Here is a 22,642-nt window from a genome sequence, read left to right on the forward strand (position 1 = left end):
GGTTTGCCCGGGGCGTGGACGGCCGGGTGCGCGGCGGCGGGAGGTGTCCAGCGGGATGCCGGGTCAGCCCTGCTCCCAGCGTTCGATCGTGTCGCGGCACGCGGTGGTGTGCTCGTCTGAGACAAGCAGGACGAGGTTGCCGGCGTGGTCGCTGTACTGGACGAGGACGTTGACGCCAGCGTCGCCGAGCATGCGGGCGAGCGCGCCGAGTTGTCCGGGCTTGTCCTGGTCCAGCCTGGTCATGGCGACATCGCGTACGACGGCGGTGCCCAGCTCTGCGGCGTTGACGGCGGCCAGGGCGGCGGGGCCGTCGTCGACGAGGTAGTGCGCGACGGCGTGCCCGTTGTGAGTGAAGACGCCGCCGCCTTCCAGGCTCACCCCGCAGCTGCCGAGCGCCTGGCCTAGGTCGGCCAGCGCTCCGGACCGGTTCGGCAAGTGGACCTCGATGTCCTGCAGGCGGGCGTTCACGGGGTCACCACGGTGGTGGTGACCTGGACGGGGACGGCCAGGCTGTTGGCGATGTAGCAGTCGTGGTGGGCTTGCACGGCGAGTTCTTGGACCCTGGTCTCGTCGGTCCCGGCGGCAACCCTGACGGTCGCATGCAGGTGGATCGCGGCCAGGCGGCCGGGTTCGGAGGTGAGGTCGAGGTGGCTGGTGGCCTCGTCGTCGTAGGCGAGGACGTCCACCCGGGCGCGGGCAGCGGCGCCCAGGAAGGACAGCATCTGGCAGGAGGAGGCGGCCATGACCACGAGTTGTTCGGGGTTGAACCGGTCGGGGTTGCCGCGGAAGGCCGGGTCGGCGCTCAGGCCCACCTGTGTGGTGGCGGGCGCGGCGACAGCGGTGTGGTCGCGCGAGTAGCCGCGGACCCCGGCGCCGGTGGAACCGTCCCAGTGCAGACGGGCATGGTAGGCGTGTGTGCTCATGACCAAACCGTAGGCATGGAACGCTTCGGCACCGGCCGAAGCGTCGTCGTATCCTCTCCTCCATGACCAGAGACCGTGACTTCACGAGCGTGGGCAGAGCGCTCGCCGCACCCGCGCGCTCGGCGTTCCTGAACCTGTTGATGGACGGCACCAGCCGACCGGCGGGGGAACTGGCCCAGGGGGCGGGGGTGAGCGCGTCCACGGCCTCCGAGCACCTGGCCGTCCTCGTCGGCGCCGGTCTGGTGACGTGCGAGTCGCGCGGGCGGCACCGCTACTACGCGCTCGCCGGCCCGCGCGTCGCCACCGCCCTGGAGGCCCTCGGCGTCCTCGCCGAGCCGACACCTGTCTCGGGGTACCGACGCAGCCGCGAGATGCAGAACTTGGCTGCAGCACGGTTCTGCTACGACCACCTCGCCGGGCAGCTCGGCATCGCGCTGACGGACGCCTGGACCCGCCAGGGATGGCTGGCCGACGGCGAGTCGCTCTCCCTCACCGGCGCCGGCGCTGACGGACTGCGCGGGGTCGGGGTGGACGTCGACGGCGCGATCCACGCCCGCCGCCCCACCACCCGCGGGTGCCTGGACTGGACAGAACGCCGCGCGCACCTGGCCGGGTCCCTGGGTGCCGCAGTCGGCAGACAGTTCCTTGAAGCCGGATGGGTGGTAAGGCACCGCTCCGGGCGAGGCCTGAACGTCACCCAAAGCGGTCACGACCTCGTGCAAGAAGCCTGGGGGATCGACCTGGCCGTCCCGGCCCGGTGAACCGACACAACCATGATCGTCGCGACACCGCGCTTTCGAAGCCGCGTTGAACAAGCCCAACACCTCGGACGGGACAGCGGAAGGCGGGTGCCAGCGCAACCAAATCCCACCGCGCGACTCTGACCTCTGCAAGGGCGACATCACAAGTTCAAGTTCAGTAGCGTGAGGTGGTCCCTTGCCCGACACGCATTCAACTGGATGCTCGTTGTGGATGCGATGCAGCAACGTCATTAGGTTGTAGTGCCGACACTCTGAGAGGTGGGGGTGATGTCCGAACCGAAAAAGATCGTCCTAGCGTCTGGCAAGGTTCGCTATCGCGCGGTTATCGGAATCGGAAGGCACGAGAGCGGTAAGCGTGGGCAACTCACCATCACCAAGGACACGGCGAAGGAGGTGACGGCGGAGATCTCCCGCATCGAGAACGAACAGAACACGAGAACCTTCGTTCCGCCTCACCTGCTTACGGTCAATCAGTGGATTGATCAGTGGCTGGACAAGAAGGCGGAGGACCTCGAAGAGACCGCCATCTGCAATTACCGAATCACTCTGGATAGGTGCCGAGGACAGCTCGGAAGCATCAAGCTCCAAGAGCTGACCGAGGAAGATGTAGAAGCATGGATGCTCTGGTCTCTCAAGGCTGGTCGCCTTCGTGGTCCAAAAGCCGGATCGGGTCTCGGAGTAACCAGTGTGGACATGAGCCTTGCTCGGCTCAAGGACGTTCAGAATCGCGCCGTGACTGAGCGGCTCGTGACAATGAATGTGGCATCGGAACTGGGCATCCCGCGTAAGGCTCGAAAGGCTGGGAGGAGGACTAAGGCTCAAATAGTCCCGTGGAACGTCACGGAAGCCCACGCATTGGTAGGTCACATGAAGAGCGACAGGCTTTACGCTCCACTCCTCTTGTCGCTCATGGGTCTCCGTCCGGCAGAAGTCGTTGGAATCCGTTGGTCTGATATCGACCTGACCACTGACACGCTCACCGTGGCCAACACCCGGACCATGATGGGAACGAAACACTGGTGGAGAAGGACACCAAGTCAATGGCAGGGGAACGCGCGCTCCCTGTGCCTCTCCCGGTAAAGGAAGTCTTGAAGAGGTTCAAAGCGCTCCAGGCGGCTGAGGGATTGGCTCTGGGGGAGGGCTACTGGGACTCCGTCTACATGTGCGTGAATGAGGCCGGAGAGGTCCACAAAATCAAGCAACTCCGCACCCGTGCGTACGAGCTCATGGAAGAGGCGGAATTGCGTCGTGTGCGCCTTTACGACGCTCGTGCGTCGTGCTTCACCTACCTGGCTGACCATGGGGTGCCGGATCACTTGCTGGCACGATGGGCGGGGCACACCAACGTCAAGACCACCAAGCGTTGGTACGTGAAGCCGGACGTAGAGGATCTTCGTGGAGCCGCTACGACATGGGGCGGTCTTCACAGGGCTCAGGAGGGGGGTGTGTGAGATGGCTGTGAGACGTGGGAGCGTAGGACTGTGAGCCAGACAGACAACAAGACGTTGAAGTACCAGGTAGACGGGCCAGAGGACGCACCCGTGCTGGTGCTCGGACCAAGCCTCGGCACCACCTGGCACATGTGGGACCGGCAGATATCCGAGCTCACCCAGCACTGGAGAGTCTTCCGCTACGACCTTCCGGGTCACGGCGGCGCGCCTGCTCACCCCGCCACCGCCGTCGGTGAACTCGCCGACCGGCTGCTGGCCACCCTCGACGGCCTCGGCGTCCAGCGGTTCGGCTATGCGGGCTGTTCCATCGGCGGTGCGATCGGCGCCGAGCTCGCGCTGCGCCACCCCCAGCGGGTCGCCTCGCTGGCGCTGGTGGCCTCCTCGGCGCGGTTCGGCAGCGCCGACGAGTTCCGCCAGCGCGGGGTGATCGTCCGCACGAACGGACTCGAGCCGATGGCGCGCACCGCCCCGGAGCGGTGGTTCACCACGGGATTCGCCGCCGCACAGCCCGCCATCGTCGAGTGGGCCGTCCAGATGGTCCGCACCACCGACCCCGGGTGCTACATAGCCGCCTGCGAGGCCCTGGCCGCCTTCGACATCCGTACGGAACTGGGCCGCATCGGGGTCCCCACGCTCGTCCTGGTCGGTGCCGAGGACCGGGTCACCGGTCCCGGGGACGCGCGCACCCTGGTCGCGGGCATACCGGACGCCCGGCTGGCCGTTGTTCCGGGCGCCTCCCATCTGGCCCCGGTCGAACAGCCCGGAGCCGTCACCGACCTGCTGCTCACCCACTTCTCCACGGCGTGGCAGGACACCCTGGCGGCCATCCCCGTGCCCGCCTTCGCCCCCCGGCCCGCCTCCGCCCCCGTGCTGCCCGTCGCGGAGATCACCGCGGCCGTCCCGCAGCCCGAGCCGGCATCCGGCGGCCGCGCCGACCCGTACGCGCAGGGCATGAGGATCCGCCGTGAGGTCCTCGGGAACGCCCACGTGGACGGTGTCATGGCCGCCTCCGACGACTTCACCGGCGACTTCCAGGAGCTCGTCACCCGGTACGCCTGGGGTGAGGTGTGGAGCCGGGACGGGCTGGACCGGCGTACCCGCAGCACGGTCACGCTCACCGCCCTGGTCGCCTCCGGGCATCTGGAGGGCCTGGCCGCACACGTCAGCGCCGCCCTGCGCAACGGCCTCACGCCGGCCGAGATCAGGGAGGTCCTGCTGCAGACGGCCGTGTACTGCGGGATTCCGGCCGCGGGCGCCGCCTTCACGATCGCCCAGTCGGTGATTCAGGCCGAAACGACTCCGCCCGCGTAGCAGGATGGAGCGCATGAACGCCGTGAACCCCGAGCCGATCGCGCTCACGCTGACCAAGAAGTCCCACTCCTGCATCCGTCTGGAGAAGGGCGGGCGCACGCTCGTCATCGACCCGGGCGGCTTCTCGGAGCGGGACGCCGCGATCGGCGCCGAGGCGATCCTGGTGACGCACGAGCACCCCGACCACTTCGACGAGGAGCGGCTGCGGGCGGGTCTGGAGGCCGACCCGGCCGCCGAGATCTGGACCCTGCGCAGTGTCGCCGACCAGCTCGCCGCGGCGTTCCCCGGGCGCGTGCACACCGTCGGTCACGGCGACACCTTCTCGGCCGCGGGCTTCGACATCCAGGTGCACGGCGAACTTCACGCGGTGATCCACCCGGACATTCCGAGGGTCACCAACATCGGCTTCCTGGTCGACGGCTCGGTCTTCCACCCGGGCGACGCCCTCACGGTGCCCGACCGGCCGGTCGACACCCTGATGCTCCCCGTGATGGCCCCCTGGAACAAGATCTCCGAGGTCATCGACTACGTCCGCGAGGTCGGGCCGCGGCGTGCCATCGACATCCACGACGCGCTGCTCACCGATCTCGCCCGGCCGATCTACGACCGGCAGATCGGCAGCCTCGGCGGCAGCGACCACGGACGGCTGGCACCGGGGGACTCGACGGAGGTGTGACGGGTGCCGCCAGGCCCGGCTGTCAGTGGGAGCGGCTAGGTTTGCGTACATGCGCATCGCCACCTGGAACGTCAATTCGATCACCGCCCGTCTGCCGAGGCTGCAGGCCTGGCTGGAGAGCACCGGCACGGACGTGCTGTGCATCCAGGAGACCAAGTGCACCGCCGAGCAGTTCCCGGCGGACGCGCTCCGCGAGCTCGGCTACGAGTCCGCGGTCAACGCCACGGGCCGGTGGAACGGGGTGGCGATCGTCTCGCGCGCCGGGCTTGCCGACGTCGTGACGGGGCTGCCGGGCGGTCCCGAGTACGACGGCGTTCAGGAGCCCCGGGCGATCAGCGCGACCTGCGGCCCGGTCCGCCTCTGGTCGGTGTACGTGCCCAACGGCCGCGAGGTCGAGCACGAGCACTACGCGTACAAGCTGCGCTGGTTCGAGGCGCTGCAGAAGGCCGTGGCCGGGGACGCGGCGGGGGCGCGGCCGTTCGCCGTCCTCGGCGACTTCAATGTCGCCCCGACCGACGAGGACGTCTGGGACCCGGCCCTCTTCGAGGGCGCCACGCATGTCACCCCCGCCGAGCGGGCGGCCCTCGCCGCACTGCGCGAGGAGGGCCTTTCCGACGTGATGCCGCGCCCCCTGAAGTACGACCGCCCGTACACCTTCTGGGACTACCGGGAGCTGCGCTTCCCGAAGAACAAGGGCATGCGCATCGACCTCACGTACGGAAACGCCTCCTTCACCGCCGCGGTCAAGGACAGCTACGTGGACCGCGAGGAGCGCAAGGGCAAGGGGGCCTCCGACCACGCCCCGGTGGTCGTCGACCTCGACCTCTGAGCGAGGGCCGGGCTCAGGCGCCCGCGTGCGGCGCCAGGGCCTGCACGGCCTCCAGCACCTGACGCCTCGACGGATTCACCATGGCCTTCCCGGCCACGGTGACCGTCGGCACGGTCTCGTTCCCGTCCGCCACGGAGCGGACGAACGCGGCGGCTTCGGGGTCCCGCCAGATGTTGACCTCGGTGCGGCGCACCTTCGTGAACCGCAGCTGCAGGCGGAGCTTCATGCAGTACGGGCAGCCGGGGCGCCAGTAGACGACCACCCCGCTACGGTCCTCAGCCATCCGAACTCCCCTGCTCGTACGCGTGTACGTCAGATCGTAGTGCCGGGGCGCTGCGCCGGGTCCAGGCAGCTCCTGCGGTGCCGAGCGCCACCACCATCAGCGCGGCGCTCACCCACAGCGGCGACCGGAATCCGGATCCCGCGCCGATCGCCAGCCCGCCGAGCCAGGGGCCGAGCGCGCCGCCCACATTGAACGCGGCCGTGGCGAACGAACCGGCCAGGGTCGGAGCGCCGTCCGCCAGCCGGAACACGTGCGAGATCAACGCGGTCCCGGTACCGAACGCCAGCATCCCCTGTACGAGGACGAGCGCGACCACGGCCACCGCGCTGCCTGCGGCCGATGCGAACAGAACCCAGCCGGCGGTGAGCGCCACCAGTCCGGCCGCGGTCACCGCGACCGGCCGGCGGTCGATGATCCGTCCGCAGACGGTGACCCCGATGAACGAGCCCGTACCGAACAGTGCCAGCAGCGCCGGAACCCAGGCTGACCCCAGTCCGGTGATGTGCCGGGCGATCGGTTCGAAGTAGGAGAACGCGCAGAACGTCGCACCCTGGACGAGCGCGCTCGTCAGAAGGGTCAGCAGCAGCCGGGGCCCGGCCAGGGTCCGCAGCTCGGCGCGGGCGCTCGGCAGCGCGGCCCCGGACCGCCCAGCCGGAATCGTCGCGGCGATCACGGCGATCGCCGGCAGGGACACGAGAGCCACGGCCCAGAACGCAGCCCGCCACCCCCACTGCCCGCCCAGCCACGCCCCGGCAGGCACCCCCGCCACACAGGCGACGGTGACACCCCCGACCACCACGGACGTGGCCCGCGCCCGCGCTTCGGGTCCGGCCAGGGCGACCGCGGTCACCAGGGCGACGGCCCAGAATCCGGCATTGGCCAGCGCACCGACGACGCGCGTCACGAGGAGCACGCCGTAGCTGGAGGTGAGCGCGCCGACGACATGGACGGCCGCGAAGACGCAGAGGAAGAACAACAGCGCGCGGCGCCGCGGCCAGTTCCGCCCCAGGAGCGCCATGAGCGGCGCCCCGATCACCATTCCCACGGCGAAGGCCGAGGTCAACAGGGCTGCGGCGGGAACGGAGACGTGCAGGTCGGCGGCGATGCCGGAGAGCAGACCGGACAGCATGAACTCGGAAGTGCCCTGGGCGAAGACCGCGAGCCCGAGCGCGTAGACAGAAAACGGCATGAAGAACCCCATGGACGGCTGATGGACAGAACCGGTCGGGGATGCGGGCCGCACCCGCTCGTGAGCACGAGCGGCAACGCGGCGGAACGGCAGCAGGAACGTGGCCGTGAGACGGCACGTCCGGCAGGGCCGTGAGGGAGTGCTGGGGAACTTCGCCCCTGCCCACAGGGTGAGGCGCGTCCCACAGTCCGCAGCCCGCATCGCATGAGTCCTGCGACGGCGGCGCGCGCAGCCGGGAGAGACGGAGTCCGGCTCAGGCGCGGGAAGCCACCGGGGACCGGTGGCTAGCTTCTGTCGGACTCGGGGCTGGGCATGGCCGCGAATCTACCAGCCCACGACCGGGTGCCTCCACCCCTTTCCGGCGGGCCGGCCGCGCCCGCCCTCCGAGCGGATCGAGCGCGTGTCCAAAGGTCGTGTGTTCGGTGGCCGGGAGTGTTTCCGGGTGAACGAGAGGCGTACCTGTGGTGTTCAGCACTCGAACGACAGGCCGCGCGCCCTGTGGTGCGGATCCGGACCGGGATGCGACCCTGAGCGGTATGAACATCCCTTTCTTGGACAACTGGCGTAAGCGTCACGGCGGGACGCCGGAGACGGGGCTCGCGGCCGCCGTCGACGTCGATCCGGAAGGCGTGGCCGAACTGCTCGCCGAATGTGAGCTGCTCCGCGTCCGGGTCGGGGAGCGCGGGATCGAACTGGACGACACCCCGGCCTCGTTGGCGGCACTGGACCAGTTGCCGCCGCGCTGGCGCGACGACCCGGAGGAGCTGCCCTGGCTGGGCAATGACGCGGGGCTCTATCTGGGCACGGTCCTGGTGCGCAACGTCCCCGGCGCGCACTGGCACATCTGGCCGAGCGGCCAGCCCGTCGTGCGGCTCGCCTCCGGACGCGAGATCGATGTGGTCGAGGCCGGTCTGGACTGGGCGATGTCGGGCAGTCCCGAGCTGTCCCAGGTGTACTCGGAGTCGGCCGAGGGCTGACCTCCGGGCTAGGGCAGCGGCTCCGTGAGCGGACCGGTGAGCGGACCGGTGAACTGCCCCGTGAGCGGTGCGGCGAGATAAAACGCCTTATGCCCCATTGGCGCGTGTCGAGTGAGAAGTCCCTTGCCGGGATGGATAGTTTGCGCTGACCTCGACAAAGCGATAAGTGGGTAGGGCAGCGTATGGCCGTCGATCCGTTGATCGAGCTGCGGGACGTCAACAAGTTCTACGGGAAGTTGCACGTACTGCAGGACATCAATCTCACCGTCGGCCGCGGGGAGGTGGTGGTGGTCATCGGCCCATCCGGCTCCGGCAAGTCAACGCTGTGCCGGACCATCAACCGCCTCGAGACGATCGAGTCGGGACACATCGCCATCGACGGCAGACCCCTGCCCGAGGAGGGCAAGGGCCTGGCCCAGCTGAGGGCCGAAGTCGGCATGGTCTTCCAGTCGTTCAACCTGTTCGCGCACAAGACCGTGCTGGCCAACGTCTCCCTCGCCCAGCTCAAGGTCCGCAAACGGAAGAAGGACGAAGCCGACCGGCGGTCCCGGGAACTCCTGGAGCGGGTGGGGCTCGCCTCGCAGGCCGACAAGTTCCCCGCCCAGCTCTCCGGCGGTCAGCAGCAGCGCGTGGCCATCGCCCGCGCCCTCGCCATGGATCCCAAGGCCCTTCTCTTCGACGAGCCCACTTCGGCCCTCGACCCGGAGATGATCAACGAGGTGCTGGAGGTGATGCAGCAGCTCGCCCAGGAGGGCATGACCATGGTCGTCGTCACCCACGAGATGGGCTTCGCCCGTTCCGCGGCCAACCGCGTCGTGTTCATGGCCGACGGCCGCATCGTCGAGGACCGGACCCCGGAGGCCTTCTTCACCGCCCCGGAGAGCGACCGGGCCAAGGACTTCCTGTCCAAGATCCTCAAGCACTGACGGGAGGCCCTGTGTTGCGTACGAGGAAAGTACTGGCCGCGTGTGCCGGCCTCCTGCTGGCCGTCCTCGCCGCGGGCTGCGGCAAGGACGGCAGCCCGCCGGTGAAGGGGCCGCAGCCCGAGGCGCTGCCGGTCTACAAGGTCGACACCTCCTTCCGGCTGCCGGACTCCAAGACCTGGACGAAGGCGAAGAAGCGCGGATATCTGCGGGTGGGTGCCAAGGAGGACCAGCCCTACCTGGGCGAGAAGGACCCCGCCACCGGGATCTACTCCGGCTTCGACATCGAGATCGCCCGGATGATGTCCGCCTCGCTGGGCTTCGACCCGAAGACGATCCGGTTCAAGACGATCGCCTCGGCCAACCGCGAGACGGCGTTGCAGAACGGGCAGATCGACTACTACGTCGGCACCTACACGATCAACGACATGCGCAAGAAGCTCGTCGGCTTCGCCGGCCCCTACTACATGGCCGGGCAGGGGCTGCTGGTCCGCACGGACGAGAACGACATCCACGGCCCGCAGGACCTGGCCGGCAAGACGGTCTGCTCGGCGGCCGGTTCGACCCCGTACCAGCGGATCGCAGCCGACTATCCCAAGGCCGACCTGGTCGCCTACGACACGTACTCGATCTGCGTCGACAACCTGCTGACGTACCAGGTCGACGTCGTCACCACCGACGACGCGATCCTGCTGGGCTTCGCCGCCAAGGCGCCCGACGAGATGAAGGTCGTCGGCAAGCCGTTCTCCGAGGAGCCGTACGGCATCGGCGTGCCGCGCTCCGACAACGCCCTGCGGTTCGCACTCGACGACGCGCTGGAGGCCAACGAGAAGAACGGCAACTGGAAGAAGGCGTTCGAGGCGACACTCGGCCTCTCCGGAGTGCCCGCGCCGAAGCCGCCGCCCATCGACCGCTACCCGGCGAACTGAGAGGACGGACCAGAACGATGGACGTACTCACCGACAACTTCTCGCTCTACGGCAAGGGCTTCCTCGGAACCGTCGAACTCACCGTCTACGCCTCGATCCTGGCGATGGTCCTCGGATTCGTGATGGCCTCCTGCCGGGTGGCGCCCGTCGGTTCGTTCCGGGTGCTCGGCACGGTCTGGGTGACGGTGCTGCGCAACACCCCGCTGACCCTGCTCTTCTTCGCCGTACTGCTCGGTCTGCCGCGCTTCGGCCTGGTGCTGCCGTTCAACGTCTTCGCGATCCTCGCGCTCGGCTGCTACACCTCCGCGTTCATCTGCGAGGTGCTGCGCTCCGGGATCAACACCGTGCCGACCGGTCAGGGCGAGGCCGCCCGCAGCCTGGGCATGACATTCGGCCAGACCCTCGGCAATGTGGTGCTGCCGCAGGCGTTCCGCTCGGTGATCCCGCCGATCGGCTCGACCCTCATCGCGCTCGCCAAGAACTCGGCGATCGCGGGGGCGTTCAGCGTCACCGAGCTGCTCGGTACCTACAAGACCCTCAACGAGCTGGGCTACAGCATCATCTGGACCTTCGTCTGGATCGCCGTCGGGTACCTCATCATCACCTTGAGCATCAGCGCGGTCTTCAACCTGATGGAGAAGCGCTGGGGAGTCGCCCGATGACCACCCACACCGCCCCGTCCGCGACCGCGCTCTACGACATTCCGGGGCCGCTGACCCGCAAACGGCACCTCATGTACGGGATCGTCTCCACGATCCTGATCCTCGCCCTGGTCGGCTGGGTCATCTACCTGCTGTTCGACACCGACCAGTTCACCAGCGCCAAGTGGTCGCCCTTCGAGTACAAGGGCATCCAGGAACTGCTGCTGCGCGGTCTCGGCAACACCCTCAAGGCGTTCGCGTACGCCGCGGTGCTCTCGCTGGCGCTCGGGGCCGTCCTCGCGGTGGGGCGGCTCTCCGACCACCGGCCGGTGCGCTGGATCGCGACGATCCTCGTCGAGTTCTTCCGCGCCATGCCCGTCCTGGTGATGATCTTCTTCATCTTCGTCGCGCTGAAGGTGCAGCCGCTGCCGGCCCTGGTCGCCGGACTGACGCTGTACAACGGCTCGGTGCTCGCCGAGGTGTTCCGCACCGGCATCAACTCGGTGGAACGGGGCCAGCACGAGGCAGCGTTCGCCCTGGGCATGCGCAAGACGCAGGTCACGACCTTCGTACTGGCCCCGCAGGCGGTCCGCGCGATGCTGCCCACCATCATCAGCCAGCTCGTGGTGGCGCTGAAGGACACCTCGCTCGGCTATCTGATCACCTACGAGGAATTCCTCCACGCGGGCAAGCTCATCGCCTCCAACCTCGACTACGACCTTCCCTTCATCCCTGTGGTGATGGTGATCTCGCCGATCTACATCGGGATGTGCATGCTGCTCTCCTGGTTCGCCACCTGGGTGGCGAAGCGGCAGCGGCGCAACCCGAAGACGGAGGCGGCGGGCGTCGCGCCGGCCGAACCGGGCACGCTGATGCCGGGGGCAGGGTAGCCGGAGTGATCTCCGTCCGGCAGCAGCCGGTGATCACTCCTCGTACGACTGCCCGGACACGTACGCCGGGTCCGGGCAGTGCGCGGGGAGAAGGTCAGCTGCGGGCCGGCCGGGACGTCAGCCGAGAGCGCTCCTGGACTTCCAGTCCGTCCAGGAGACGTTCCACGCCCCGTAGCCGTTGCCCTCCGCGACCGTGCCCTTGGCGTCCGCGCCGGTGATCTCGAACGGGTCGCCGACGTGGGCCTGCCGGTAGAGGGAAGCGGCGTCGGCGTCGCTCATGCCCACGCAGCCCGAACTGTGGTTGGCCACCCCGAAGTACGCGGCGTTCCAGGGCGCGGCGTGGGCGTACATGCCCGACCAGGTCAGCCGCATCGAGTAGTCGACCATCTTGTCGTAGGTGTGGCCGAGGCCCACCGTCTCGGAGCGCATGTTGATCGTGCCCTCCTTCGCCATCAGTACGGCGGTGCCCCGCCAGGACGCCTTGTCACCCCCGGGTGTACCGGCGGACATGGGCACGTCCATCACCGTCCTGCCGTCCCGCTTCAGCGCCAGCCGGTGGCGGTCCAGGTCGACCTTGACCACCTGGCTGCTGCCGATCGTGAACGTGGTCGCGTAGTCGCGTACGAACCAGCCGCCCGACGGGCCCGAGTCGATGCCGTTGAGATCGGCGTCCAGCGTGATGCGCGTACCGGACTTCCAGTACTCCCTGGGCCGCCAGTCGACGCGGTCGCGGCCCGAGTGGTCGCGCAGCCAGCCCCAGGAACCCTCGGTGTCGTTCGAGGTGGAGACCTTGAGCGCCTTCTCCACCGCGGCCCTGTCCTTCACCGGGTTGTCGAACACGATCGACAGTGGCTGGGCGATGCCGACCGTGGTGTTCTTGCCGGGTGCGAGCGTCAGCTTGTTCACCCTGTCCGCTGCTGCGGTGGTGAACCCGGCACTGTCACTGCCGCCCCTGGTGTCCTGCGCCTCGACGCGGTACGCCGTACCGGGCGCCGCGACCCGGGCCGATGTCCACGTCCTGCCGTCGGTGGATATCCGGCCGGTGAGGGCGTCGCCCCCGTCCGCCGAGACCGTGACCCTGCGCAGCTTCCCGGCAGCCAGGGTCACCGTCACCGGCTTGCCCGCGGTGGCCGCGGTGCCCCGCAGGTTCACCGAGATCCTGGTGTCCGGAGCCGGCGAGGAAGCGGCGGTGTGCCCCGCGCCGGCAGCCCGGCCCGAGGCGGCGGCCCCGCCGGAGCAGGCCGTGAGCGCGGCGCCGAGCACCGCGGTGCCGGCGATCAGAGTGAGCCGGGCCGGGCGGGCGGGCGGACCGGTACGGCGTATGCGCCGGCGGACGGAGACCGGGGTCGCGGGGATCAACGGAAAAACCTCCAGGCATTGCAGTTCATCGGTGGAGAGGAATTCACCCGAGCGTAAGTTCCGCAAATCCCCGGAAAAGCGGGAATTGACTGTGTGACAAGAAACGCAGCGCGACGGTCATCGTCCGGTCACATCCGGCGCGCGGACCGGTCATGGTCCGCTGTGAGCATCCTGTGCAGCCCCGCAGAACCGACCGCGGGGCCCACGAGGGAGGGCCACGGACATGTCAGCGCTGCTCGCGACCGGAGACCGCAGCCGTGACCAGGAACTACGGATACGCAGCCTCACGGCGGCCGAGCACGCGGCACAGCTGGCCGCACACCCGGACGCGAGCTTTCTGCAGTACCCGTCCTGGGCCGGAGTGAAGGATCAATGGGCCTCGGAAATGATCGGGTGGCACGGCGATCACGGTGAACCGGCCGGCAGCGCCCTGGTGCTCTACCGGCAATTCCCCGGCACCCGCAAATACTTCGCCTACCTTCCGGAAGGGCCGGTGGCCGACTGGGCCGATCCCCGAATCGACCGGTGGCTGAGGCCGCTCATGGCCCATCTGCGCGGGGCCGGGGCGTTCGCCGTACGCATCGGGCCGACCCCCGCCTACCGCCGCTGGGACAGCGCCCGCCTCAAGGCCGCCACCGGTCCCGGCCGCACGATGGGCGACGTACTGGCGAACGAGGTCGACCCGCTCGGCGCGGCCGTGGCCGACCGGCTGCGGGCCCGCGGCTGGCGGCGCTGCGGCGGGGACAGCGGGGACGCGGACGCCCAGCCCCGCTACGTCTTCCGGGTGCCGCTCGCCGGACGCACCCCCGACGACCTGTGGGCGGGACTCAACCAGGAATGGCGCCGCAACGTGCGCAGAGCCGGGAAGGCCGGGGTGCGCGTCATCACCGGCAGCGCCGCCGAACTGCCCGAGTTCCACCGGCTGCTGCGGATCACCGAGGAACGCGACGGCTTCCGGCTCGGCCGCTCCCTCGCCTACTACCAGCGCCAGTACGCCGTCCTCAACGCCGAGCACCCCGGCCGGATGAAGCTCTGCCTCGCCGTGCACGACGGCGAGATCCTGGCCGCCCACACCATGATCAGCACCGGCGACCGGGTCTGGTACCAGACCGGCGCCTCCGCCGACCACCGCCGCGAGGTCCGCCCCAGCAACGCCCTGCAGTGGCAGATGATGCTCGACGCCCGGGAGCAGGGCGCACAGGTGTACGACATGCGCGGGGTATCCTCCACCCTCGATCCCGACGACCGCCCGTTCGGGCTGCTGCGCTGGAAGTTCGGCACCGGCGGGCAGGTCGTGGAAACCCTCGGAGAGTGGGAGACATCGGTGGGCGGAGCCGCCAACAACACGCTGTACCGGGCGTTCCAGGCCTACCTGGCGCACCGGTGACGGCCGCGGACGCGACCACCGGCACGGTCGCCGCCCAGGAGCGCGAGCAGCGGGGCTCCGGCTCGGTGCTGCGCAGCGGCGCCGTCATGGCCGCAGGCTCCATCGTCTCGCGGGCGACGGGTTTCATACGCTCGGCGGTCGTCGTCGCCGCGCTCGGCACCGGACTGAGGGCGGACGGCTACACCGTCGCCAACACCCTCCCCAACATCCTCTACATGCTCCTGATCGGCGGCGCCCTCAACGCCGTCTTCGTCCCCGAACTCGTCCGGGCCGCCCGGGAACACGCCGACGGCGGCGCCGCCTACACCGACCGGCTCCTCACCCTCTGCACGGCCGGGCTGCTCGCCCTCACCGCACTCGCGGTCCTCGGCGCACCGCTGATCATCTCCGTGTACGCCCCCACCTACGAAGGCCACCAGGCCGAACTCACCATCGCCCTGGCCCGCTACTGCCTGCCCCAGATCCTCTTCTACGGGCTCTTCACCCTCCTGGGCCAAGTACTCAACGCCCGCAACCGGTTCGGGGCGATGATGTGGACCCCGGTTCTCAACAACCTCGTGATCATCGCGGTGTTCGGGCTCTACCTCTGGACCGCGGCGGGCTCGGAAGGCAGCCTGAGCGCCTCGCAGGCCCAGTGGCTCGGCTGGGGGACCACGGCGGGGATCGCCGTGCAGAGCCTCGCGCTCCTGCCCGCCCTGCGCGCCGCGAAGTTCCGCTGGCGGCCGCGGTTCGACTGGCGCGGCAGCGGACTCACCCGGCCGCTGCGCGCTGCCGGCTGGCTCGTCATGCTGGTGCTGACCAACCAGGCCGCCTACTGGGTGGTGACCCGGCTCGCCACCGCGACCGGCCAGCACGCGGCGGACCAGAACATCGCGGGAGGCGCGGGCTACACCGCGTACAGCTACGCCTATCAGCTGTGGGTGGTGCCGCAGGGCATCGTGACCGTCAGTCTGGTCACCGCGCTGATGCCGCGCATGAGCCGGGCCGCGGCCGAGGGCGATCTGACCGGGGTGCGGCGGGACATCTCGTACGCGCTGCGCACCTCGGCCGCCGTGGTGATCCCGGCCGCCGCAGCCCTGCTGGCACTCGCCCCATGGGTGATGGGCGCGGTCTTCGGGTACGGAAGCAGCGGCCAGGCGGACGTGACGGTGATGGCGGGCATGATGGCGGCCTTCGCACCGGGGCTCATCGCCTTCTCCGGCCAGTACGTGCTCTCCCGCGGCTTCTACGCGATGAGCGACACCCGTACGCCGTTCCTCCTGAACCTGGTGATCGCGGCGCTGAACGCCGGGCTCGCGGTCGCCGCCTATCTGCTGCTGCCCGCGCGCTGGGCGGTGACGGGGATGGCGGGGGCGTACTCCGTGTCCCTCTTCGCCGGCTTCGCCGTCACCGCGTACGTACTGCACCGCAAGGTCTCCGCGGGCGATGCGCGGCGGCCCTCGCCGGTCCGCTCGCCCGCGGTGCGGGGGCACGTGCGGCTGGTGGCCGCGTGCGTGCCGGCCGGACTGCTGGCGTACGGGGCGGCTCGCGCCGTCGACACGGACGGCACCGGGCTCGGGGACTTCGCCGCGGCGGGGGCCGGGACGGTGGTCCTCGCCCTGGTGGTGGCGCTGCTGGCCCGCCCGATGGGGCTGACCGAGGTCAGCACCGCGCTGAGCGCCGTCCGCGGCCGGCTGCGGCGCACCTGACACGGAACCGGTCCGCGCACCCTTTCGAATCCACTCCTTGACCGCTGGGATACTGACGCCATGCCTCGCGTGCTGCTGATCGAAGACGACCCCTCCGTACGGGAAGGAGTCGAACTGGGTCTGCGCAGGCGCGGGCACGAGCTGCGGGCGGTCGGGACGGGTGAGGCGGGGCTGGCCGCGCTGGCGGAGTTCCGGCCCGATCTGGTCCTCCTGGACCTGATGCTGCCCGGGATGAACGGTGTCCAGGTCTGCCGCCGCATCCGGGAGTCCAGCCAACTGCCGATCATCATGCTCACCGCACGCGGCGACGACTTCGACGTGGTCGTGGGCCTGGAGGCCGGTGCGGACGACTACATCGTCAAGCCCGCACGTACCGAAGTGATAGAGGCCAGGATCCGTGCGGTGCTGCGCCGGCTGGCCGAACCGGCCGGGCGCAGCGGCATCGAGTGCCACGGCGCGCTGACCGTCGACCGCGGCGGGCTCACCGTCGCCAAGGCGGGCGAACGCGTACTGCTCGCCCCGTCCGAACTCAAGCTGCTGCTGCACCTGTCGGCCTCACCCGAACAGGTCTTCAGCCGCCAGCAGCTCCTCGAGTACGTGTGGGAGCACAGCTACCACGGTGACGCCCGGCTGGTCGACGCGTGTGTGCGCAGGCTGCGGCAGAAGATCGAGGATGTGGCGGGCAGCCCCCGCTACATCCAGACCGTGCGCGGTTTCGGCTACCGCTTCGGACCGCTCGGATGAAACTCTTCGCCGCGCGGTTCGGCCTGCGCACCCGGCTCATCGCCGCGTTCCTGTTCGTCGCGGCCGTCAGCGCCGCCACCACCGCGACCCTGACCTACCGCGAGGCCCGTTCGGCGATACTCCAGCAGGCGCAGGACACCGCGGTCGACCAGTTCCGCGACCGGGTCAGCGCCAAGGGCATAAGCCTTCCGCTGGACCGCACCTGGCTGCGGGAAATGTGCCTCTCGCTGGCCCGCGAGGGAAAGTCGCACACCTGGACCGTCTTCGCCGAGTACGGGAACCTACGGGCCTCCTCCTCGGACCGGCCGTCCTCCACCGTGATCACGCCCGTGCTGCGGGCGGCCGCCCGGGGCAACAGCCACGGCTCGTTCCAGCGGGTCGTCAAGGACGGCAAGCCCTGGCTGACCGTCGGCATGCCGACCCTTTTCGACCGCGGTGACGGCCGCCAGCCCACCGGACTCGTCCTCTACGCCGTGATGCCGCTCACCACCGAGGAGGCGAACGTCGGTGCCATGGTGACCGCGGCCCGCGACGGCGCCCTGCCCGCCCTGCTCATCGCGCTGGTCCCCGCGCTGCTCGCCGCGCGCAGTGTCCTGCGCCCGGTACGCGATCTGCGCCGCGCCGCCGCCGGCATCGGCCGGGGAGAGCTCCACACCCGGATCGCGGTGCGCGGCTCCGACGAACTCGCCGAACTGGCCTGGACGTTCAACGAGTCGTCGACCAAGCTCCAGGAATCCGTCGAGGAGCTCCGCCGGGCGGAGGAACGTGCCAGGCGCTTCGCCTCGGACGTCTCGCACGAGCTGCGCACTCCGCTCGCCGGAATGCTCGCCGTCACCGAGGTGCTCGACGAGGACGCCGACGGGCTGCGTCCCGACACGGCGGCGGCCGTCCGGCTGATCAGTGCGGAGACCGGCAAACTCGCCACGCTCGTCGAGGACCTGATGGAGATATCGAGGTTCGACGCCCGGGCGGCGGACCTGCACAGCGACGAGGTCGACGTCGCCGAGACCATGCGCAAGACCCTCCAGGCACGGCACTGGGACGACCGGGTCCACACCGAACTCCCGGACGGGGTCAGGGCGGTGCTCGACCCGCGCCGCTTCGATGTGATCGTCGCCAACCTGGTCGGCAATGCCCTGCGGCACGGGGCCGAACCCGTCACGGTCAGGGTGCGGACCGGGCAACGGGAGGGGAGCTCCCTGCTGGTGACGGAGGTTCAGGACAGCGGCCCCGGCATCGAAGCCGCCGTGCTCCCGCACATCTTCGACCGGTTCTACAAGGCCGACGCGGCGCGCGCCCGGTCGACGGGCAGCGGGCTGGGGCTCGCGATCACCCAGGAGAACGTCCGGCTGCACGGCGGTACCGTCCGGGCGGCGAACGGGCCGGACGGCGGCGCGCTGTTCACCGTCGAGCTGCCGCTGGAGGGGCGGTGAGGGCCTGGCGCGCCCTCGGCGCGCTGCTGCCCGCGGTGGTGCTGGCGGCCGGATGCGGTATCCGGGCGACCGATGTCGTCGAGGCGGGCGAACCCGCGATCGTGCAGGTGGGGCCGGCCGGTCAGCAGGGCACGGTCCTCTACTTCGTGTCCTCGTCGTCGGCGGCCCGGGTGCTGCCGGTCGTACGGCTCGACCGGTCGCAGGAGGGCAGCGGTGTGTACGGCGGGGCGACGCCGGCCGGCGGGGCGGAGAGAGCCCTCGACATGCTCATGGCCGGCCCCTCGAAGGCGGAGCAGGACGCGGGCCTGCGCTCCGAACTGCCCACCAGACGCATCGCTCTGACGGTCGAACTGAGCGCCCAGGGAGTGCAGGTCACCCTGGACGCCGAGGTCACCGGACTCTCCGAACCCGCGCGCCAGCAGCTCTTCTGCACCGCCGCCCAGGCCCGTACCGCAGACCGGGGCGAGGCGGTGACCGTGACCGGCACCGACGGCGTCATCGGGCCGGCCCACTGCTCGGTCTGACGGCGCCCCGGCTCCGCCGGTCTCAGCCTCCGGCGCGGTGCGAGGTCCGCGGCGCGGGCGCGGGGGCCTGAGCGGCCCGGGTCACGTCCGACACCATCTCCACCACATCGGGGCCGTACGCCTGGGAGCTGACCACCTTCAGCGGCAGGCGGAAAGTGCTGTTCCCGTGCTTGCGCGCCAGCCGCCCGTAGTTGCGGGCCAGGTACCGGGACGCCGCCTGGCTGGTGATGGCCTGCTGGCCGCAGAACAGGGCGACCGGGCAGGCATCCTGACCCGCCGTCAGCCATGCCAGCAGCGCATACTCGGCGACGCCCTTCTCCACCCGGTAGCGCTCGGAGCCGATCTGGAAGGCGTTGCGGTCCGGACCCGGCTCGGCATCCGTGTTCACCCTCACGCCGGGCAGCAGCGAGTGCAGGTGGGCGGCCATCCGGCGGTTCAGACGCGTTCCGAGGGTCCATCCTTGAACTCAGTTTCGTGACAGCCTCCTGACCCGCGAAAACGCGAGGCTCCCGTGCTGGCGGGAGCCTCGCCATGAGCATGGAGGCGTGAAACCTCCGCATCATCTGCCTGCCGGCGTCGACCTCCCTTCGGCGCGTGCCTGATCCATTACGAGGCCGCCCGCCCCACCATCACCAACTGTGTCTCGGAGGCCGCCCCGCTGCCGCGAAACGCCGCACGATCGGGCAGGGGTCGCTCCGACCTCAACGCAACCATGTACGAGGTCGTCGACTATGAGCTGCCGGCGGATCTCGGGGGAGGTGCCTTCAGCCGGAGGAGTCCGAGCCGCGTCCGCTGCCGACGGCTCCTCCGAGTGCCCGTCTCAGCGCCCGCGCCTCGTCGGCGAGGCGCCGGGTTACGGGCTCGTCTCAGCGCGAAGAGCGGCTGGGCTCCAAGTGATACCGACTTCGTCGCTGCGGAATTTGTCCCCGTCGGCGAAGTTCAGTGCGTCGTAGATGTCGGCCATGGGTTTACTCCCGGGGGTAGACGAACGCGGTGGCGCCACTGATCTCCATGACGTCGACGGCTGTACCGGGTGGGATGGTCTGCGTCTCGTCGTGGGAACGGGCCGTCCACAGGGAGGGGCCAGCACGTGACGCACCACGAAAGGGCGCACGAACAGCAGGCTGGCGGTCGCGGTGGCGGTGAACACCACGAACTGCAGAGGGACCGGCAACCCGGGCGCCGCAGCCCCCCGCGGTGACCAGTGCAGCCACCCCCAGGATTCCCAGCGCAGCGGTCAGAGTATAGATCTCCACGACCCCAAGAACGCCCGCGGTGACCAGCCAGTACAGCCAAGGATCCGCGGGACCTCCTCCCGCCGGCGGCACCGATACTCGGAAGCGGCACGGTCTCCCGTCCGTTCGGGTGCATGCTTGTATGCAGCATCCCGTTTGATATTCATTCCCCCAATTGCTGCATAAAACGGATTCATCGTTCCGATGCGTCGGAGTGAGCCCGGCCCGTCGTGAGTGAAGACATCGCTCTCGGGTGTCGCCCTTCGGCGGCGAGCGGCCGCTCCCGGGATGACCGGGGCCGGAGGGGGTCCGCGGAATCGGTTGTGCAGGGGCGGCGCCGGGGTGCCGTTGGCCGCTCCGCTCATGGTCGGCGGGGGCGTTCTGCGCGTCTGGACACGGGCGCGGTCGTGACCGTCGGGGGACGCTCCAGGCTGCCGGCCTGCTGTTCCTCAACTTCGCCGGTTACGCCCGGATCGCGACGCCTGGTGAAGAGGTTCGTGATCCCGGGCCGCACCGTTCCCGGCCGATTCCTCTCGCGCTGTGCGTCACCTCGTCGTACACGTGGCTCTTGCCGTGGGCGTACTCGCTGTACTGCGGCCTGACGACCCTTCCGCCTCGCAATCACGCGACAGTCGCCAATACGTTCCGCGAGTTGCCATACGCGCTCGGTCACCCCCACCATGGAGGTCTCGTCCGGATGCCAGTGCGTCTGGCCGGCCGCGGACAGAAGGGTTCGGCATATGGCCAGGTACTTCGAGAACGAAACCGGCGAACTCGTCCCCGACGCGCTGTCCGGCTTCGCCCGTGCACACGCGGACCTTGTGGCGTACGACCCCCGCGACGGGTTCTTCACCGCCCGGCACTCCTCACCGGCCCGCAAGGTGGGGCTCTTGTCAGGTGGCGGCTCGGGGCACGAACCCCTGCACATCGGATACGTAGGCACGGGCATGCTTGACGGCGCCTGCCCCGGGAGGGTCTTCGCCTCTCCGCACAACCGGCAGATCTTCCGGGCGTCCCAGGCAGTGGCGGGGCCGGACGGGGTCCTGCACATCGTCAAGAACTACACCGGTGACCGGATCAACTTCGGTATCGCGGCCGAACGGCTCGCCGACGAGGGCATCCTCTGCGCACGGGTCCTCGTCGACGACGACCTGGCCTCCGACTCCGACGAGATCTCCGCAGGGCGCCGGGGCACGGGTGCCACGATGCTGCTCGAAAAGGTGCTGGGCGGCGCCGCGGACACCGGGATGGGGCTCGAAGGGCTGATGAAACTCGGCACCGCCGTCGCGAGCCGGTGTCGGACGCTCGCCGCCGCTTCCGCCGCCCACCACTCACCGATCACCGGCGAACCGGCGTTCGAGCTGCTGGCCGGGGAACTGGAGTACGGCGTCGGGATCCACGGCGAGCGCGCCGACCGCACCAGGAAACGGGGCAGTATGGGGGCGCTGGTGGAGGACATGGCCGACGCGCTGCTGGACGCTCTGTGCCCCGGGCCGGACGATCCGGTCGTGGCCCTGGTCAACGGTCTGGGGTCGGTCACCTCGCTCGAGTTGTACGGCATCTTCGGTGAACTGGGCCGGGTCCTCGACGCCCGGCATGTGCGGCTTGCCCGACACCTCGTCGGCGACTACGTGACAGCGCTCGACATGCGGGGCTTCTCCTTGACTCTCATGGTCGCCGACCGCGACACCCTGGGCTTCTACGATGCGCCGGTCCATACCCCGGCGTTGCGCTGGTAGGCGGCCCGCGGACCGCCGCTCAGGCTGCCGCCCATGACAGGAGCAGGAGGACAACCCCATGACGACTGCCGCTTTCGACGCGCCACGGACTCGCGCGTGGATGCGTCGCTTCGCCGACTCGGTGTACGCGACCGAGGCCGAGTTGACCGCGCTCGACCAGCGGGCGGGGGACGGCGACTTCGGGACCAACCTCGCGACCGGGGTCCGGACCGCCGGGCTACGGCTCGACCGTACGGATGAGTCGGCCGGCCCTGCGGGGATCTTCAGCGCCATGGGCACCGCCTTTCTCGATGAGATCGGCGGGACCAGCGGCCCCCTTTTCGGTCTGCTTTTCCAGGCACTGGGCAGGGCGGCCGCGGACTCCGGTCCGCATCTGACGACGGCCGCACTCGCCGAGGGCACCGCTCAGGGCCTCGCCGCCATCCGCCGTGTGGGCGATGCGTCTCCCGGCGACAAGACGCTGATCGACGCACTGGACCCGGCCGCGGCCGCACTGCGGGCGACAAGGACCGCGCCGCTCGCGACCGCCCTGGGCGCGGCGGCGGACGGCGCCTGGCGCGGGGTACGGGACACCGCGTCCCTGTCGGCGCGCATGGGCAGGGCCAGCTATCTCGGTGAACGGGCGACGGGCATACCCGATCCCGGCGCCGTGGGCATCGCCCTGCTCTTCGCCTCCGCGGCCGGCGTCGTACCCGCTCTTGGGCCTCATCTGCGCCCCACCGGTTGACCGCGCCCGCTCCGAGGGGCACG

At 69.9% G+C, this 22,642-nt stretch carries 23 protein-coding genes and 1 pseudogene; 18 read left to right on the forward strand and 6 right to left on the reverse strand.

Translation table 11 applies throughout. The features are described 5' to 3' along the window. Positions 1–63: 63 nt before the first annotated feature. Both OG782_RS31425 and OG782_RS31430 read right to left on the reverse strand, forming a co-directional pair. Positions 64–468: a hypothetical protein gene (locus OG782_RS31425; protein ID WP_326694978.1), complete on the reverse strand. Its 405-nt coding sequence runs from the start codon at positions 466–468 to the stop codon at positions 64–66. Continuing rightward, positions 465–923 carry an OsmC family protein gene (locus OG782_RS31430; RefSeq protein WP_406456748.1) on the reverse strand — a complete coding sequence of 153 codons (459 nt, stop codon included), beginning with the start codon at positions 921–923 and terminating at the stop codon, positions 465–467. The genes OG782_RS31425 and OG782_RS31430 overlap by 4 nt, the downstream gene beginning before the upstream one ends. 62 nt (positions 924–985) lie before the next feature. On the opposite strand from OG782_RS31430, the gene OG782_RS31435 reads away from it, so the two are divergent. The 6 genes from OG782_RS31435 (at position 986) to OG782_RS31460 (ending at position 5,951) form a co-directional block, all read left to right on the forward strand. Next, on the forward strand, positions 986–1,684 hold the full coding sequence (locus tag OG782_RS31435; RefSeq protein WP_326694980.1) for a winged helix-turn-helix domain-containing protein: 699 nt from the start codon (positions 986–988) through the stop codon (positions 1,682–1,684). Between the two features lie 267 nt (positions 1,685–1,951). Next, positions 1,952–2,764 carry a tyrosine recombinase XerC gene (gene xerC / locus OG782_RS31440; RefSeq protein ID WP_406456750.1) on the forward strand — a complete coding sequence of 271 codons (813 nt, stop codon included), beginning with the start codon at positions 1,952–1,954 and terminating at the stop codon, positions 2,762–2,764. Further along, positions 2,725–3,135: a tyrosine-type recombinase/integrase gene (locus OG782_RS31445; RefSeq protein ID WP_406456752.1), complete on the forward strand. Its 411-nt coding sequence runs from the start codon at positions 2,725–2,727 to the stop codon at positions 3,133–3,135. Before xerC ends, OG782_RS31445 begins: the two co-directional genes overlap by 40 nt. A 30-nt stretch (positions 3,136–3,165) precedes the next feature. Then, positions 3,166–4,446, forward strand: coding sequence for an alpha/beta fold hydrolase (locus tag OG782_RS31450; protein WP_406456754.1), 1,281 nt, complete (start codon positions 3,166–3,168; stop codon positions 4,444–4,446). A 13-nt stretch (positions 4,447–4,459) separates the two neighbouring features. After that, positions 4,460–5,122 carry an MBL fold metallo-hydrolase gene (locus OG782_RS31455; protein WP_406456756.1) on the forward strand — a complete coding sequence of 221 codons (663 nt, stop codon included), beginning with the start codon at positions 4,460–4,462 and terminating at the stop codon, positions 5,120–5,122. Between the two features lie 49 nt (positions 5,123–5,171). Then, on the forward strand, positions 5,172–5,951 hold the full coding sequence (locus OG782_RS31460) for an exodeoxyribonuclease III (protein ID WP_406456758.1): 780 nt from the start codon (positions 5,172–5,174) through the stop codon (positions 5,949–5,951). A 13-nt stretch (positions 5,952–5,964) separates the two neighbouring features. Here the strand turns inward: OG782_RS31460 and OG782_RS31465 are convergent, their stop codons facing one another. Further along, the gene (locus OG782_RS31465) at positions 5,965–6,234 is read right to left on the reverse strand and encodes a glutaredoxin domain-containing protein (RefSeq protein ID WP_406456760.1); all 270 of its coding nucleotides are present in this window, start codon (positions 6,232–6,234) and stop codon (positions 5,965–5,967) included. Further along, positions 6,227–7,423 (reverse strand): Cmx/CmrA family chloramphenicol efflux MFS transporter, encoded by a 1,197-nt coding sequence (locus OG782_RS31470; RefSeq protein ID WP_406456762.1) that lies wholly within the window; start codon positions 7,421–7,423, stop codon positions 6,227–6,229. The genes OG782_RS31465 and OG782_RS31470 overlap by 8 nt, the downstream gene beginning before the upstream one ends. A 536-nt stretch (positions 7,424–7,959) precedes the next feature. On the opposite strand from OG782_RS31470, the gene OG782_RS31475 reads away from it, so the two are divergent. The 5 genes from OG782_RS31475 to OG782_RS31495 all read left to right on the forward strand — a co-directional run bounded on the left by OG782_RS31475 (position 7,960) and on the right by OG782_RS31495 (position 11,783). Then, positions 7,960–8,400: a DUF6278 family protein gene (locus OG782_RS31475; protein WP_406456764.1), complete on the forward strand. Its 441-nt coding sequence runs from the start codon at positions 7,960–7,962 to the stop codon at positions 8,398–8,400. A gap of 182 nt (positions 8,401–8,582) precedes the next feature. Continuing rightward, positions 8,583–9,326: an amino acid ABC transporter ATP-binding protein gene (locus OG782_RS31480; protein ID WP_406456766.1), complete on the forward strand. Its 744-nt coding sequence runs from the start codon at positions 8,583–8,585 to the stop codon at positions 9,324–9,326. 14 nt (positions 9,327–9,340) lie between these two features. After that, positions 9,341–10,252, forward strand: coding sequence for a glutamate ABC transporter substrate-binding protein (locus tag OG782_RS31485; protein WP_406456768.1), 912 nt, complete (start codon positions 9,341–9,343; stop codon positions 10,250–10,252). A 17-nt stretch (positions 10,253–10,269) separates the two neighbouring features. Beyond that, positions 10,270–10,914 (forward strand): amino acid ABC transporter permease, encoded by a 645-nt coding sequence (locus tag OG782_RS31490; protein WP_406456770.1) that lies wholly within the window; start codon positions 10,270–10,272, stop codon positions 10,912–10,914. Beyond that, positions 10,911–11,783 carry an amino acid ABC transporter permease gene (locus OG782_RS31495; protein ID WP_406456772.1) on the forward strand — a complete coding sequence of 291 codons (873 nt, stop codon included), beginning with the start codon at positions 10,911–10,913 and terminating at the stop codon, positions 11,781–11,783. Before OG782_RS31490 ends, OG782_RS31495 begins: the two co-directional genes overlap by 4 nt. A 117-nt stretch (positions 11,784–11,900) precedes the next feature. Here the strand turns inward: OG782_RS31495 and OG782_RS31500 are convergent, their stop codons facing one another. After that, positions 11,901–13,142: an Ig-like domain-containing protein gene (locus OG782_RS31500; RefSeq protein WP_406456774.1), complete on the reverse strand. Its 1,242-nt coding sequence runs from the start codon at positions 13,140–13,142 to the stop codon at positions 11,901–11,903. 223 nt (positions 13,143–13,365) lie between these two features. Here OG782_RS31500 and OG782_RS31505 point away from each other — a divergent pair, with 223 nt between their 5' ends. From OG782_RS31505 to OG782_RS31525, 5 genes are read left to right on the forward strand one after another with little or no spacing between them, the layout of a single operon-like run. After that, entirely contained in the window at positions 13,366–14,529 is a 1,164-nt protein-coding gene (locus OG782_RS31505) for a lipid II:glycine glycyltransferase FemX (RefSeq protein ID WP_406456776.1), read from the forward strand. Further along, the gene (murJ, locus tag OG782_RS31510) at positions 14,526–16,217 is read left to right on the forward strand and encodes a murein biosynthesis integral membrane protein MurJ (protein ID WP_406456778.1); all 1,692 of its coding nucleotides are present in this window, start codon (positions 14,526–14,528) and stop codon (positions 16,215–16,217) included. The genes OG782_RS31505 and murJ overlap by 4 nt, the downstream gene beginning before the upstream one ends. A 60-nt stretch (positions 16,218–16,277) precedes the next feature. Beyond that, a complete protein-coding gene (locus OG782_RS31515; RefSeq protein ID WP_406456780.1) occupies positions 16,278–16,961 on the forward strand; it encodes a response regulator in 684 nt (227 codons plus the stop codon). Then, positions 16,958–18,394: an ATP-binding protein gene (locus OG782_RS31520; protein ID WP_406456782.1), complete on the forward strand. Its 1,437-nt coding sequence runs from the start codon at positions 16,958–16,960 to the stop codon at positions 18,392–18,394. Before OG782_RS31515 ends, OG782_RS31520 begins: the two co-directional genes overlap by 4 nt. Next, a complete protein-coding gene (locus OG782_RS31525) occupies positions 18,391–18,918 on the forward strand; it encodes a hypothetical protein (protein WP_406456784.1) in 528 nt (175 codons plus the stop codon). The genes OG782_RS31520 and OG782_RS31525 overlap by 4 nt, the downstream gene beginning before the upstream one ends. A 22-nt stretch (positions 18,919–18,940) precedes the next feature. Here the strand turns inward: OG782_RS31525 and OG782_RS31530 are convergent. Beyond that, positions 18,941–19,357: pseudogene (locus OG782_RS31530) on the reverse strand (hypothetical protein); the annotation flags it as partial. Positions 19,358–20,893: 1,536 nt separating this feature from the next. On the opposite strand from OG782_RS31530, the gene OG782_RS31535 reads away from it, so the two are divergent. Together OG782_RS31535 and dhaL are read left to right on the forward strand one after the other, a co-directional pair. Next, positions 20,894–21,892, forward strand: coding sequence for a dihydroxyacetone kinase subunit DhaK (locus OG782_RS31535; protein WP_406456786.1), 999 nt, complete (start codon positions 20,894–20,896; stop codon positions 21,890–21,892). 58 nt (positions 21,893–21,950) lie between these two features. Further along, positions 21,951–22,619, forward strand: coding sequence for a dihydroxyacetone kinase subunit DhaL (gene dhaL / locus OG782_RS31540; RefSeq protein WP_406456788.1), 669 nt, complete (start codon positions 21,951–21,953; stop codon positions 22,617–22,619). The last annotated feature ends 23 nt before the right edge of the window (positions 22,620–22,642 follow it).

This window comes from Streptomyces sp. NBC_00876 (assembly GCF_045207435.1).
GTDB lineage: Bacteria > Actinomycetota > Actinomycetes > Streptomycetales > Streptomycetaceae > Streptomyces.

What these genes read in the sequence shown, in the direction of transcription:
- OG782_RS31480 (WP_406456766.1), top strand. Translation starts at nt 8,583, where the DNA reads ATGGCCGTCGATCCGTTGATCGAGCTGCGGGACGTCAACAAGTTCTAC.
- OG782_RS31520 (WP_406456782.1), top strand. Translation starts at nt 16,958, where the DNA reads ATGAAACTCTTCGCCGCGCGGTTCGGCCTGCGCACCCGGCTCATCGCC.
- OG782_RS31465 (WP_406456760.1), bottom strand. Translation starts at nt 6,234, where the DNA reads ATGGCTGAGGACCGTAGCGGGGTGGTCGTCTACTGGCGCCCCGGCTGC.
- OG782_RS31435 (WP_326694980.1), top strand. Translation starts at nt 986, where the DNA reads ATGACCAGAGACCGTGACTTCACGAGCGTGGGCAGAGCGCTCGCCGCA.
- OG782_RS31515 (WP_406456780.1), top strand. Translation starts at nt 16,278, where the DNA reads ATGCCTCGCGTGCTGCTGATCGAAGACGACCCCTCCGTACGGGAAGGA.
- OG782_RS31475 (WP_406456764.1), top strand. Translation starts at nt 7,960, where the DNA reads ATGAACATCCCTTTCTTGGACAACTGGCGTAAGCGTCACGGCGGGACG.
- dhaL (WP_406456788.1), top strand. Translation starts at nt 21,951, where the DNA reads ATGACGACTGCCGCTTTCGACGCGCCACGGACTCGCGCGTGGATGCGT.
- OG782_RS31455 (WP_406456756.1), top strand. Translation starts at nt 4,460, where the DNA reads ATGAACGCCGTGAACCCCGAGCCGATCGCGCTCACGCTGACCAAGAAG.
- OG782_RS31490 (WP_406456770.1), top strand. Translation starts at nt 10,270, where the DNA reads ATGGACGTACTCACCGACAACTTCTCGCTCTACGGCAAGGGCTTCCTC.
- OG782_RS31495 (WP_406456772.1), top strand. Translation starts at nt 10,911, where the DNA reads ATGACCACCCACACCGCCCCGTCCGCGACCGCGCTCTACGACATTCCG.
- xerC (WP_406456750.1), top strand. Translation starts at nt 1,952, where the DNA reads ATGTCCGAACCGAAAAAGATCGTCCTAGCGTCTGGCAAGGTTCGCTAT.
- OG782_RS31445 (WP_406456752.1), top strand. Translation starts at nt 2,725, where the DNA reads ATGGCAGGGGAACGCGCGCTCCCTGTGCCTCTCCCGGTAAAGGAAGTC.
- OG782_RS31535 (WP_406456786.1), top strand. Translation starts at nt 20,894, where the DNA reads ATGGCCAGGTACTTCGAGAACGAAACCGGCGAACTCGTCCCCGACGCG.
- OG782_RS31505 (WP_406456776.1), top strand. Translation starts at nt 13,366, where the DNA reads ATGTCAGCGCTGCTCGCGACCGGAGACCGCAGCCGTGACCAGGAACTA.
- OG782_RS31460 (WP_406456758.1), top strand. Translation starts at nt 5,172, where the DNA reads ATGCGCATCGCCACCTGGAACGTCAATTCGATCACCGCCCGTCTGCCG.
- OG782_RS31430 (WP_406456748.1), bottom strand. Translation starts at nt 923, where the DNA reads ATGAGCACACACGCCTACCATGCCCGTCTGCACTGGGACGGTTCCACC.
- OG782_RS31470 (WP_406456762.1), bottom strand. Translation starts at nt 7,423, where the DNA reads ATGCCGTTTTCTGTCTACGCGCTCGGGCTCGCGGTCTTCGCCCAGGGC.